General features: G+C 63.0%; 10 protein-coding genes. 4 read left to right on the forward strand and 6 right to left on the reverse strand.

Features of this window, described 5'->3' with window-relative positions:
• Positions 1-10: 10 nt before the first annotated feature.
• Genes WA237_RS08125 through WA237_RS08140 form a run of 4 tightly spaced genes read right to left on the reverse strand, consistent with a single transcriptional unit; the run spans position 11 to position 4,226 of the window.
• A complete protein-coding gene (locus WA237_RS08125) occupies positions 11-1,102 on the reverse strand; it encodes a PQQ-dependent sugar dehydrogenase (protein WP_336097295.1) in 1,092 nt (363 codons plus the stop codon).
• Positions 1,103-1,161: 59 nt separating this feature from the next.
• Entirely contained in the window at positions 1,162-3,090 is a 1,929-nt protein-coding gene (dxs, locus tag WA237_RS08130; protein ID WP_336097296.1) for a 1-deoxy-D-xylulose-5-phosphate synthase, read from the reverse strand.
• A gap of 27 nt (positions 3,091-3,117) precedes the next feature.
• Positions 3,118-3,981, reverse strand: a complete 864-nt coding sequence (locus WA237_RS08135) for a polyprenyl synthetase family protein (protein WP_336097297.1) — start codon at positions 3,979-3,981, stop codon at positions 3,118-3,120.
• Between the two features lie 2 nt (positions 3,982-3,983).
• Positions 3,984-4,226: an exodeoxyribonuclease VII small subunit gene (locus tag WA237_RS08140; protein ID WP_286906594.1), complete on the reverse strand. Its 243-nt coding sequence runs from the start codon at positions 4,224-4,226 to the stop codon at positions 3,984-3,986.
• A gap of 144 nt (positions 4,227-4,370) precedes the next feature.
• Between WA237_RS08140 and WA237_RS08145 the strand changes: the two genes are divergently transcribed.
• Complete coding sequence (locus WA237_RS08145; RefSeq protein ID WP_336097298.1) at positions 4,371-5,357, forward strand: phosphotransferase; 987 nt, start codon at positions 4,371-4,373, stop codon at positions 5,355-5,357.
• Positions 5,358-5,499: 142 nt separating this feature from the next.
• Complete coding sequence (locus WA237_RS08150) at positions 5,500-6,255, forward strand: hypothetical protein (RefSeq protein WP_336097299.1); 756 nt, start codon at positions 5,500-5,502, stop codon at positions 6,253-6,255.
• Positions 6,256-6,376: 121 nt separating this feature from the next.
• Here the strand turns inward: WA237_RS08150 and lon are convergent, their stop codons facing one another.
• Together lon and tgt are read right to left on the reverse strand one after the other, a co-directional pair.
• Complete coding sequence (gene lon, locus WA237_RS08155) at positions 6,377-8,785, reverse strand: endopeptidase La (protein ID WP_336097300.1); 2,409 nt, start codon at positions 8,783-8,785, stop codon at positions 6,377-6,379.
• Positions 8,786-9,241: 456 nt separating this feature from the next.
• Complete coding sequence (gene tgt, locus WA237_RS08160; RefSeq protein WP_336097301.1) at positions 9,242-10,372, reverse strand: tRNA guanosine(34) transglycosylase Tgt; 1,131 nt, start codon at positions 10,370-10,372, stop codon at positions 9,242-9,244.
• A gap of 112 nt (positions 10,373-10,484) precedes the next feature.
• Here tgt and WA237_RS08165 point away from each other — a divergent pair, with 112 nt between their 5' ends.
• Complete coding sequence (locus WA237_RS08165; RefSeq protein ID WP_009815109.1) at positions 10,485-11,375, forward strand: SPFH domain-containing protein; 891 nt, start codon at positions 10,485-10,487, stop codon at positions 11,373-11,375.
• Positions 11,375-11,650 carry a hypothetical protein gene (locus tag WA237_RS08170; protein WP_336097302.1) on the forward strand — a complete coding sequence of 92 codons (276 nt, stop codon included), beginning with the start codon at positions 11,375-11,377 and terminating at the stop codon, positions 11,648-11,650. Before WA237_RS08165 ends, WA237_RS08170 begins: the two co-directional genes overlap by 1 nt.
• The last annotated feature ends 46 nt before the right edge of the window (positions 11,651-11,696 follow it).

Raw genomic sequence — 11,696 nt, forward strand, 5'->3', positions numbered from 1 at the left:
CGGAGTCGTATTACGGGCTGAGCCGATAGAGCGCGCCCTGCTCTTCCGACAAGATCCAAATCGCCCCATCAGGAGCCTCGCGCAGATCCCGCAGCCGGCCGGTCTCCGGCCCTTCGATCCGTTCCTCGGCCCAGCCGTCTGACGGATCGAGCCGTGACAGAAACCCGAATTTGAGACTGCCGGTGAACAGATCGCCGCACCATTCGGGCCAGAGCGCACCGGAATAGATCATGAGCCCAGAGGGCGCGATCGACGGGTCCCAGTAATGCGCAGGCTGTTCCATCCCCGGCTTGGCCGTGCCCTCGCCGATCTTGGCCCCGGAATAATGCCGGCCATAGGAAATCACCGGCCAGCCGTAATTCGCGCCTTTCACCACGCGGTTCACCTCGTCACCGCCCTTGGCGCCATGTTCGCTCACCCAAAGCTGCCCATCGAGGTCGAGCGCCGCGCCCTGCGGGTTGCGATGCCCATAGGACCAGATCGCGCCGCGCGCGCCCTCTTGCCCGACAAACGGGTTGTCATGCGGCACTTCGCCCGTGCGGGTGATGCGCAGCACCGAACCGTTTTCGCGGCTCAGGTCCTGCGCCGATGGCCGGTCGCCACGCTCGCCGATGGTGACAAAAAGCGTGCCATCGCGGGCCTCGACAAGGCGCGAGCCGAAATGCCGTCCGCCGCTGGACCCGGGCGACATCTCATAGATCACAGTCCAATCCTGCAACGCATCGCCCGCCGGGCTGAGCCGCGCCCGCGCCACCGCCGTGCCCTCACCCTGCCCCTGCGGTTTGGCGAAGGTAAAGAACAGCTCGCGCCGCGTCTCGAAATCACCCGGCACCAGAATATCCAACAGCCCGCCTTGCCCGCGATTGGCAATCTCGCCGAGCCCTGTGATCTCGCTCAGCCGACCATCCGGGTCCAGCCGCAAGAGCCGCCCGGCTTTCTCGGTGATCAGAACCTCGCCCGAGGGCAAGAATCCAAACCCCCAAGGCGCAGAGAGCCCCTGCGCCTTTTCTTCGACGCGCAACGCGCCTTGCGAGCTCTCCAGCGCCTGCAAAGGCAGCGCCCAGAGCGCCAGGCAGGCAAATATCATTGGAAATCGGGGCATGGCTCCTCTCCCTTTGGGGGACAGGAGTAATCTAGGCGCTGATCCGAGGATTGCGAGGGTCAGGCGCGCTGATCGCTGATCCGGGCCACGCCCAGCAGCTCGAGCACCTTGGCCTCGATATCCTCGGCACTCAGCCCCGCCACCCGGTACATATCCTCCGGGCTCGCCTGATCGATAAAGATATCGGGCAGCACCATCTGGCGGAATTTGAGCCCATGATCGAACACGCCCTCCTCCGAGAGAAGCTGTGCCACATGGCTGCCAAAGCCGCCAACGGCCCCCTCTTCGATGGTGATGAGCGCCTCATGCCGCGCCGCCAGATCGAGGATCATGTCGCGGTCGAGCGGCTTGGCAAAGCGCGCATCGGCGATGGTTGGCGTGATGCCGCGTGCGCCCAGCGCCTCTGCGGCGCGGCGCACCTCGCCGAGCCTCGTACCAAAGGACAGGATCGCCACGCCCTTGCCCTCCTGGATGATGCGGCCCTTGCCGATCTCGAGCGGCACGCCCCGTTCGGGCATCTCGACGCCCTCGCCCTCGCCACGCGGATAGCGAAAGGCAATCGGCCCCTCGTCATGGGCGGCGGCGGTCGCTACCATATGGACAAGCTCGGCCTCGTCGGCGGCGGCCATCACCACCATCCCCGGCAGGTTGGCCAGAAAGGCCACGTCATAGCTCCCGGCATGGGTCGCGCCATCGGCACCGACAAGCCCCGCGCGATCAATGGCGAAACGCACCGGCAGGCGCTGAATGGCCACGTCATGCACCACCTGATCATAGCCGCGCTGCAGGAAGGTCGAATACAGCGCACAGAAGGGCCGCAGCCCCCCGGCGGCCAGCCCTGCAGCAAAGGTCACCGCATGCTGCTCGGCAATGCCCACGTCGAAACAGCGACTGGGATAGCGTTCCTCGAAAAGCTTGAGCCCGGTGCCATCGGGCATCGCCGCCGTCACCGCGCAGATCCGCTGATCTTCGGCGGCATGGGCCAGGATCGCGTCGGAGAAAACCGCCGTATAGCTCGGCGCGTTGCTCGGCGATTTCTTCTGCTTGCCGGTCACCACATCGAATTTCGCGGTGGCATGCCCGCCATCGCGGGCCGCCTCGGCCGGGCCATAGCCCTTGCCCTTCTTGGTCAGCACATGGATGAGGATCGGCCCCGTCGCGCGGTCCTGCACGGTGCGCAGAACCGGCAGAAGCTGATCCATGTCATGGCCATCAATCGGCCCAAGATAGGAAAACCCCAGCTCTTCAAAGAGCGTGCCGCCGACGGCGAGCCCCTTGAGCATGTCGCGCGCCCGCTTGGCACCCTCTTGAAACGGTCCGGGCAGCAAGCTCACCGCGCCCTTGGCGGCAGCCTTGAGCTCCTGGAACGGCGCCTCGGCATAGAGCCGGCTCAGGTAGGAGGACAGCGCGCCCACCGGCGGCGCTATCGACATCTCATTGTCGTTGAGAATGACGATCATCCGTTTCTTCAGATGGCCCGCGTTGTTCATCGCCTCAAAGGCCATGCCCGCACTCATCGCACCGTCGCCGATCACCGCAATCGCATCGCCATGGCCGGTCTCGCTCGCGCCGCCCAGATCGCGCGCCACGGCAAAGCCCAGCGCCGCGCTGATCGAGGTCGAACTATGCGCCGCGCCAAACGGGTCATAGGGGCTCTCGGAGCGTTTGGTAAAACCCGACAGCCCGTCCTTCTGGCGCAGGGTGCGCATCCGGTCGCGGCGCCCGGTGAGGATCTTATGCGGATAGCATTGATGGCTCACGTCCCAGATGATCTTGTCGCGCGGCGCGTCGAACACCGCATGCAGCGCCACGGTCAACTCGACCACGCCAAGCCCCGCGCCCAGATGGCCACCGGTCTGCGACACGGCGGAAATCGTCTCGGCGCGCAGCTCATCGGCCAGCTGACGCAGCTCGGCATCGGACAACCGCTTGAGATCGGACGGGCTGGAAACACGATCCAGGATCGGTGTTACTGGAGCATCAGACATCTGGCACACCCCTCCTTTGGGGGGAAATCAACTGGACCTTGCGATAACGAAGCGCGCCAGAGCCCGCAAGTCATCGCCATCCTCACCATATATATCGAGCGCGGCAATCGCCTCGTCGATGAGGGCGCTTGCGCGGGATTTCGCCCCGGCCAGCCCGAGATGCGACACAAAAGTCGCCTTGCCCGCCGCGGCATCCTTGCCCACCGCCTTGCCGGTCTCTTCGGCAGAACCCTCAACATCCAATATGTCATCGGCGATCTGAAAAGCCAAACCAACGGCCTGCGCATAACGCGTGAGCGGCGCGGGATCCGCCCCCGCCATCACCGCCCCGGCAATGCCCGACCAGATGATGAGCGCACCGGTCTTGCCGGCCTGCAGCGTGGTGATCTCGTCAAGGTTGAGCGGCGTGCCAGCGGTCTCGGCCGCGATATCGAGCGCCTGGCCCAGCACCATCCCCTGCCCGCCCGCAGCGCGTGCCAGCCCGAGGCAGAGCTCGGCCCGCACTTCGGCACTGCCCGCACGCGGATCGGCGACGCATTCAAAGGCCAGCGATTGCAGCGCATCGCCGACCAGAACAGCGGTCGCCTCATCCCATTTGCGATGCACCGTCGGACGGCCCCGGCGCAGATCGTCGTCATCCATGCAAGGCATGTCGTCATGCACAAGGCTATAGGCGTGCAGCGCCTCGATCGCGGTGGCGGGCCAGATCGCCTGTTCCGCCGGCACCCCATGCAGCCGCGCGCCCTCGATCACCAGATAAGCCCGCAGACGCTTGCCGCCCTCGGTGGCATAGCGCATCGCCTGCGCCAGCTCGCCCGTGCCAAATGGCGCCAGAACATGATCGAGATGGGCGGCAACCCCGGCTGCCACCTCCGCCAGACGCTCTTGCATGATCACATATCCTTGGTGGGCGTCGTGCCGGTGGGCTGTCCCTGCCCGTCGAGCGTGATGGTGGCCACCTTCTCTTCGGCTTCCTTGAGCTTCTTTTCACAGCGTTTTTTGAGAAGCGCGCCACGCTCATAGAGGGTGATCGATTCCTCGAGCGCCACATCGCCGCGTTCGAGCTTGTTGACCACGGCCTCAAGCTCGCGCATGGCGTCTTCAAAGCTCATTTCATTGACATCGGCTGTGCTCATCTCGCTCTCCTCTTCCAGACGCAGGATTCCTGCCCCGCGTGCGGGTTCGCGGCACCATAGCCAGAGCCGCGCCGGGGTTCAATTCGCTAAGCGCCCCGCGCGACCGTAGCTTGACCGCAACCGCGCGCTGCGGGATGCTGCGCCATGACCGGACCCCAGACCAACAACCAGACCCCCGATTTGGCCAGTGATATCGCGGCGCTCATGGACGTCTCGGCGCGGCTCGAGGCCATCGCCGCCGCCGATCCGGTTCTCGCGGCCGTCGAATTTGGCGAAATCATCCGCAATGTGCCGGGGCGGCATGCGATTTTGCACTGCAAATACAATGGGGTGGACGCCATTCTTCGGCTTGCCACCGGCTCTGTCGACATCGGGCTCGATCAGACCTGGGAAGAGATGAACCGCCTCTGGCCGCATCTGCGGGACGGACGGCTGACCATGGCCGAGCCGCTCTACTATAACGCCGCCCAAGGCGCGCTGATCGTGTCACGGGCCGAGGGGCAGCCGCTCTTCGCGCTGGCGCGGCAGATGCCGGGGCCCGAGGCGCTGCCGATGCTGTGCGAGGCGGCGCAATGGCTGCGCCACGCCACGCGAGACAGCGAGGCAGACCGCGCCGCACGTCCCGGCCCCTGGCGCGCCCGCGCCGCCAAGGCCGCCGCGAAACAGCCCTTTGCCGGTTTGCGCGCGCTGGAAGATGAAATTCTTGTTATTCTGGAACAGCTTGAGAAACATATCTCAGGTCAGAACTGGCGCGTCGCGATCATCCATGGCGATTTCCATCCCGACAATCTCTTGCGCAGCGCGCAGCATCTCTCGGGCATCGACTTTGGCGGCAGTCACCGGCTGCCGATCTACAAGGATATGGCCCGGTTTCTGATGCATCTCGGGCGGCGCGGTCTCCTGCCCTCGGGCGCGCGCTGGATGGGCGTCGATGCCGCGCTGGCTCAGGCCTTCAAGACCAGCTTCGAGCTAAGCCCCTTCGAGGCCGAGATCCTGCTGCCCTTCTTCCTCGGGGTCGAGGCGCTGTTGCGGGTGGAAAACCGCAACCTGCCAGACCGCCGCATCCGCGCCGCACGCCGGATGTATGAAGAGCTCCTGTCGGACCTCACCGCGCTCGCGGGTCGGCTTTGAAAAGCTTGACCCAATTATCCATGATAACACTGCGCAGGCAGCTCCTCCGAGCAAAGCCCTCCAATTGCGGTTCATCTACGCAACAAAGTGCTGATTTCTCCTGGATACTGCATAAGCCACTATAGGCAGGGAGCCGCGAAACTTGAAACGAATGTCAATTGTTCTCCTTGCCTGTGCGGCACTGATTTTCGCAGGCCTCATCCAGCCCATGGATACAAAGCTGTTTGAAGAGGCAATGGATGTGGGCACGGCGGCGTTGTTGCTCGCTTGGTTTGCTCCCGCTCTACCGGCAGCAATGGTCATTTTGCGGATTGCCTTACCAAGGCCCGTATCACCAGCCCTTATATGGCCATTGGCAATCGCGGTTCTTCTGATTGGGTTGTTTCTAACACTTGCCAGCACTGCATTCTCGTCGCCTCACTCCACGCTTTTGTCGATGACACATGGAGGGGTTCTCTCAGTCGCAGGTGCCTCAAGCGTGCTTTGTTTGGCAATCGGACGTATCGGCTCAAATGGAGCGCGGCTGGCATTCTCGGGACTGGCTTTGTCAGCCGCCGCTGCCGCGTGGTCTCTTCTGTCAGTTCCCTCTGTATTGTTCCAAGCCAACCGCATTTCCGCGGGCCATCCGAGTTGCATTTCACACCACGGACCGTCGTCGGAGGTCAGCTCGATCTGGGATTTGCGAGGGTTTTCTTTCTACACAACGGACTCGGGATACAAATCGTCTTCCGGTTGGTATTTTCACGGTATCCTAATGGTGGATGACAATGATGGGCGTCAGTATTTCAACTGGTCCCCCCGTCGCTTTCGGTTTGACCGAATTGAACACCCCGAACGATTTATCGCGCCATTGCGAAATCTTTGTGTGCCATCTTCCGCGTTCTGGTCTGAACTCTGAGAAATGCGAAGGTGCCAATTGAAAAAACGGTGCCTTGCTTCAGAGACGCTTTGTCTCGTGGATATCGGAAAACAAAAAATCCCCCTGAAATCAGGGGGCTTTCCGTTACTTTTCATCCAGATCAATGGGCTGTGGCTTCGGCCCCGCCCGAGGATTTGAGCGCCGCCTCGGCGGCGGCTGCCTCTTCGGCGGCCTCATCCCATTCCACCGGCTCGGGCGCCTCGACCAGCGCATGTTTGAGCACTTCGGAGACATGGGTCACCGGAATGATCGTCAGCCCTTCCTTCACATTGTCAGGAATATCGGCCAGATCCTTCTCGTTCTCCTCCGGGATCAGCACCGTCTTGATGCCGCCCCGCAGCGCCGCGAGAAGCTTTTCCTTGAGCCCGCCAATGGCCAGCGCATTGCCGCGCAGCGTGACCTCGCCGGTCATAGCGATGTCCTTGCGCACCGGAATGCCGGTCAGCACCGAAACGATCGAGGTCACCATGGCAAGCCCCGCGCTCGGCCCGTCCTTGGGCGTCGCCCCTTCCGGCACGTGCACGTGGATGTCCCATTTCTCGAACTTCGGCGGCTTGACCCCGATCTGCGGGCTGATCGAGCGCACATAGCTCGAGGCCGCGTCGATCGATTCCTTCATCACGTCGCCAAGTTTGCCGGTGGTCTTCATCCGGCCCTTGCCCGGCAGGCGAAGCGCCTCGATGTTGAGAAGCTCGCCACCGACCGAAGTATAGGCCAGCCCGGTGACAACACCGACCTGATCCTTCTCTTCAGCCAGACCATAGCGGTACTTCTTCACGCCGAGGAAATCGTCGAGATTGTCCGCCGTCACTTCGATGCGCTCGGCCTCTTTCTTGACGATCTTGGTCACCGCTTTCCGCGCCACCTTGGCCAGCTCGCGCTCGAGGTTCCGCACCCCCGCCTCGCGGGTATAGTGGCGGATGACATCGGTCAGCGCATCGTCACGCAGGCTGAATTCCTTGGGCTTGAGCCCGTGGTTCTTGACCTGTTTGGCGATGAGATGCTGCTTGGCGATCTCGCGCTTTTCATCCTCGGTATAGCCGGCCAGCGGGATGATCTCCATCCGGTCCAAGAGCGGCCCGGGCATGTTATAGCTGTTGGCCGTGGTCAGGAACATCACGTTCGAGAGGTCATATTCCACCTCGAGGTAATGGTCGACAAAGGTGCCGTTCTGTTCCGGATCGAGCACTTCGAGCATGGCCGAGGCCGGATCACCACGGAAGTCCTGACCCATCTTGTCGATCTCGTCGAGCAGGATGAGCGGGTTGGTGGTCTTGGCCTTTTTCAGCGCCTGGATGATCTTGCCGGGCATCGAGCCGATATAGGTCCGACGGTGGCCGCGGATCTCGCTCTCGTCACGTACCCCGCCGAGGCTGATGCGGATGAACTCGCGCCCCGTCGCCTTGGCCACGGATTTGCCGAGGCTGGTCTTACCCACACCCGGAGGGCCCACAAGGCACATGATCGGCCCCTTGAGCTTTTTCGAGCGCTGCTGCACCGCGAGATATTCGACGATCCGCTCCTTGACCTTCTCGAGCCCGTAGTGATCGGCGTCGAGGATCTTCTCGGCGCGGCTCAGGTCTTTCTTGACGCGGGATTTGACGCCCCACGGGATCGACAGCATCCAGTCGAGATAGTTGCGCACAACCGTCGCCTCGGCGCTCATCGGGCTCATATTCTTGAGCTTCTTGAGCTCGGCCTCGGCCTTTTCGCGGGCTTCCTTGCTGAGCTTGGTCTCGGAGATCCGCGCCTCGAGCTCGGCCACTTCGCCTTCGCCCTCCTCGCCATCGCCAAGTTCCTTCTGAATGGCCTTCATCTGCTCATTCAGATAATATTCCCGCTGGGTGCGCTCCATCTGGCTCTTGACGCGGGTCTTGATCTTTTTCTCGACCTGCAGAACGCTCATCTCGCCCTGCATCAGACCATAGACCTTCTCAAGCCGCTCGCTGATCGACAGGGTCTCGAGGAGATCCTGTTTCTGCGCCACTTCAATGCCCAGATGACCGGCCACGAGATCGGCGAGACGGGCGGGCTCTTCGGCCTCCGACACCGCGCTCAGCGCCTCCTCGGGCACGTTCTTCTTGATCTTGGCATAGCGCGCGAACTCGTCATTCACGGTGCGCAGCAGCGCCTCGATCGTCGCCGGATCGCCCGGCATCTCGGTGAGATACTCGGCGGTGGCTTCGAAATATTCGTCATTTTCAAGGTAATCCTTGATGCGCACCCGCGCCACGCCTTCGACGAGCACCTTGACGGTGCCATCGGGCAGTTTCAGCAGCTGCAGCACATTGGCCAGCACCCCGGTGGCATAGATGCCATCGGTATCGGGTTCATCCTCGGCCGGGTCGATCTGGCTCGACAGCAGAATCTGCTTGTCGTCCTGCATCACCTCTTCCAGCGCCCGCACGGATTTTTCACGCCCCACGAACAGCGGCACGATCATATGCGGAAACACCACGATGTCGCGCAGCGGCAGGACCGGGTAGGAAGCGTTGAGTGGCTCTTGCATGCTCTATCCTTTGTCTCGGGCGCTCATTGGCACCCTATTCTTGGCAAGAGGATACTGGCCCCGCTGGGCGGCAGCCCCGATCCTCTCCGTTTACCGGCTACATCTGGGGGGTCTCACGCCCCCTTTCAACCGCCTGTGCCCCACAATGGCCTCTGCGCCGAAAGGGGGCAAGGTCGTTTTGGCCAAACCGCGCCATGACGTCCCTTCCCCATCCCTCCAAACGCAAGAAAGCGCCGCTAGCGCGACGCTTTCCCGTAAATATCAGGCCCCGGATCACGGATCAGGCGAGCGTCGTTGCCGCGACAATTGCCACCATGATCCAACCCTGCATGAATACCGCGAAATGCATATCTTCCCCTCCAGATGTGGTCTGCAAAGGGAATGCGCGGCGCGGGCAAATGGTTCCATTTCTTGCGAAATTTTCCGGCCCGCCTCTGCCGGACGGCCCCTGAGCGATCACAGCGGCTCGATATCGCCCTGCGCCCGCTCGGCGTGAAACCCGGCCTCCCAGGCCTCAAACCGACCTGCAGAAATCGCCTCGCGCATCTCGGCCATGAGCACCTGATAATAATGCAGATTGTGCCATGTCATGAGCATCGAGCTGATGATTTCCTTGGCCCGCATCACATGATGCAGATAGGCGCGGCTATAGTTGCGGCAGCAGGGGCAATCACAGCTCTCGTCGAGAGGCCTCGGATCGTCCTGATGGCGCGCGTTCTTGATGTTGACGACGCCCCGGCGGGTAAAGGCCTGCCCCGTCCGCCCCGACCGCGACGGCAGCACACAGTCGAACATATCGACGCCGCGCTTGACCCCACCGACGAGATCATCGGGCTTGCCCACCCCCATGAGGTAGCGCGGCTGATCCTCGGGCAGAAGCCCCGGCGCATAGTCGAGCACGTCGAACATCGCCTCCTGCCCCTCGCCCACGGCGAGCCCGCCAATCGCATAGCCGTCAAAGCCGATGCCGCGCAGCGCCTCGGCGCTCTCTTCGCGCAGCTCGGGGCTGAGCCCGCCCTGCATGATGCCAAAGAGCGCATGACCGGGCCGGTCACCAAAGGCGTCGCGCGACCGCTGCGCCCAGCGCATCGAGAGCCGCATGCTCTCGGCCACGCGCTTTTCATCGGCGGGCAAGGCCGGGCATTCGTCGAAACACATGACGATATCACTGCCAAGCTCGGCCTGGATCTCCATCGACCGTTCCGGCGTGAGGTTATGGACCGAGCCGTCGATATGGCTCTTGAACTTGACGCCCTCCTCGGTGAGCTTGCGCAGCCCGGCGAGGCTCATCACCTGAAACCCGCCACTGTCGGTGAGGATGGGCCGCTCCCAATTCATGAACTTGTGCAGCCCGCCCAGCCGCGCCACCCGGTCCGAGCCGGGGCGCAGCATCAAATGATAGGTGTTGCCCAACAGGATATCCGCCCCGGTGGCGCGGACATTCTCGGGCATCATCGCCTTGACGGTCGCCGCCGTGCCCACCGGCATGAAGGCAGGCGTGCGGATCTCGCCGCGCGGCGTGTCGATGCGGCCGGTGCGGGCGCGCCCGTCGGTGGCGGACAGCGTAAAGCCGAAACTGCGGGTCATGGGTCGTTCCTCAAACAGGTTTGCGCCCCCTTTAGGCCGAAACCGCAGCCTTGTAAAACCGCCCGCCCTGCCGCAGTCTGATCCCGTCCCTTCTCTTCACAGGTGAGTTTTCATGGACCCCGATTTTTTCAACGACTTCCTTTCTGCCAATCTGATCTACCTGCTGCTGGCGCTGCTGGTGGTGGTGATCATTTTCCGCGGCATCAAGATCGTGCCGCAGTCCGAACAGCATGTGGTCGAACGTTTCGGGCGGCTGCGCTCGGTGCTTGGGCCGGGGATCAACATCATCGTGCCCTTCCTTGATGTGGTGCGGCACCGGATCTCCATTCTGGAACGGCAATTGCCGACGGCGAGCCAGGACGCGATCACCCGCGACAACGTGCTGGTGCAGGTGGAAACCTCGGTCTTCTACCGCATCGTGCAACCGGAAAAGACGGTCTACCGCATCCGCGACGTCGATGCCGCCATAGCCACCACCGTCGCCGGGATCGTCCGCGCCGAGATCGGCAAGATGGATCTCGATGAGGTGCAATCGAACCGCTCACAGCTCATCTCGACGATCAAGGCCACGGTCGAGGATGCCGTCGACAATTGGGGGATCGAAGTCACCCGGGCCGAGATCCTCGACGTCAATCTCGATCAGGCGACCCGCGACGCGATGCTGCAACAGCTCAACGCCGAACGCGCCCGCCGCGCCCATGTGACCGAGGCCGAGGGCCGCAAACGCGCGGTCGAACTGAACGCCGATGCCGAGCTTTACGCCGCCGAGCAAAGCGCCAAGGCCCGCCGGATCGAGGCCGAGGCCGAGGCCTTCGCCACCGGGGTGGTGGCCAAGGCCATCGCCGATCACGGGTTGGAGGCCGCGCGCTATCAGGTCGCGCTGAAACAGGTCGAGGCGCTCAATGCGCTTGGCGCGGGCACTGGCAAACAGACCATCGTGCTGCCCGCCCAGGCGCTCGAAGCCTTCGGTGACGCGTTCAAGATGCTCAAGGGAGGCGCATGATGGGCCAGCTCTGGACAATCTGGTGGGTCTGGCTCTCTGCCGGGCTCGCGCTGGCCGTACTCGAAGTGTTCCTGCCGGGGTTTCTCTTCCTCGGCTTTGCGGCGGCGGCGGCGCTCATGGCGCTCGTCTTTCTGGTGCTGCCATGGGCGCCGGGACTTGCGCCAACCTTGGCGATCTTTGCGATTTTGTCATTGATTGCGTGGATGATCCTGCGGCGGGTGTTCCGCGCTCCGAATGACCAGACGCGCTATATCGACGAAGATATCAACCAGTGATCTTTCCCACTGGTGTGGACGGCGTTCCGGGGGCATTGGTTGCACC

It is taken from the genome of Roseovarius sp. CH_XMU1461, assembly GCF_037027165.1.
GTDB classification, from domain to species: Bacteria; Pseudomonadota; Alphaproteobacteria; order Rhodobacterales; family Rhodobacteraceae; genus Roseovarius; species Roseovarius nubinhibens.

Excerpts from the sequence above, each read along its gene's own strand:
- WA237_RS08125 (WP_336097295.1), bottom strand. The coding sequence starts at position 1,102 with ATGCCCCGATTTCCAATGATATTTGCCTGCCTGGCGCTCTGGGCGCTG.
- dxs (WP_336097296.1), bottom strand. The coding sequence starts at position 3,090 with ATGTCTGATGCTCCAGTAACACCGATCCTGGATCGTGTTTCCAGCCCG.
- WA237_RS08135 (WP_336097297.1), bottom strand. The coding sequence starts at position 3,981 with ATGCAAGAGCGTCTGGCGGAGGTGGCAGCCGGGGTTGCCGCCCATCTC.
- WA237_RS08140 (WP_286906594.1), bottom strand. The coding sequence starts at position 4,226 with ATGAGCACAGCCGATGTCAATGAAATGAGCTTTGAAGACGCCATGCGC.
- WA237_RS08145 (WP_336097298.1), top strand. The coding sequence starts at position 4,371 with ATGACCGGACCCCAGACCAACAACCAGACCCCCGATTTGGCCAGTGAT.
- lon (WP_336097300.1), bottom strand. The coding sequence starts at position 8,785 with ATGCAAGAGCCACTCAACGCTTCCTACCCGGTCCTGCCGCTGCGCGAC.
- tgt (WP_336097301.1), bottom strand. The coding sequence starts at position 10,372 with ATGACCCGCAGTTTCGGCTTTACGCTGTCCGCCACCGACGGGCGCGCC.
- WA237_RS08165 (WP_009815109.1), top strand. The coding sequence starts at position 10,485 with ATGGACCCCGATTTTTTCAACGACTTCCTTTCTGCCAATCTGATCTAC.
- WA237_RS08170 (WP_336097302.1), top strand. The coding sequence starts at position 11,375 with ATGGGCCAGCTCTGGACAATCTGGTGGGTCTGGCTCTCTGCCGGGCTC.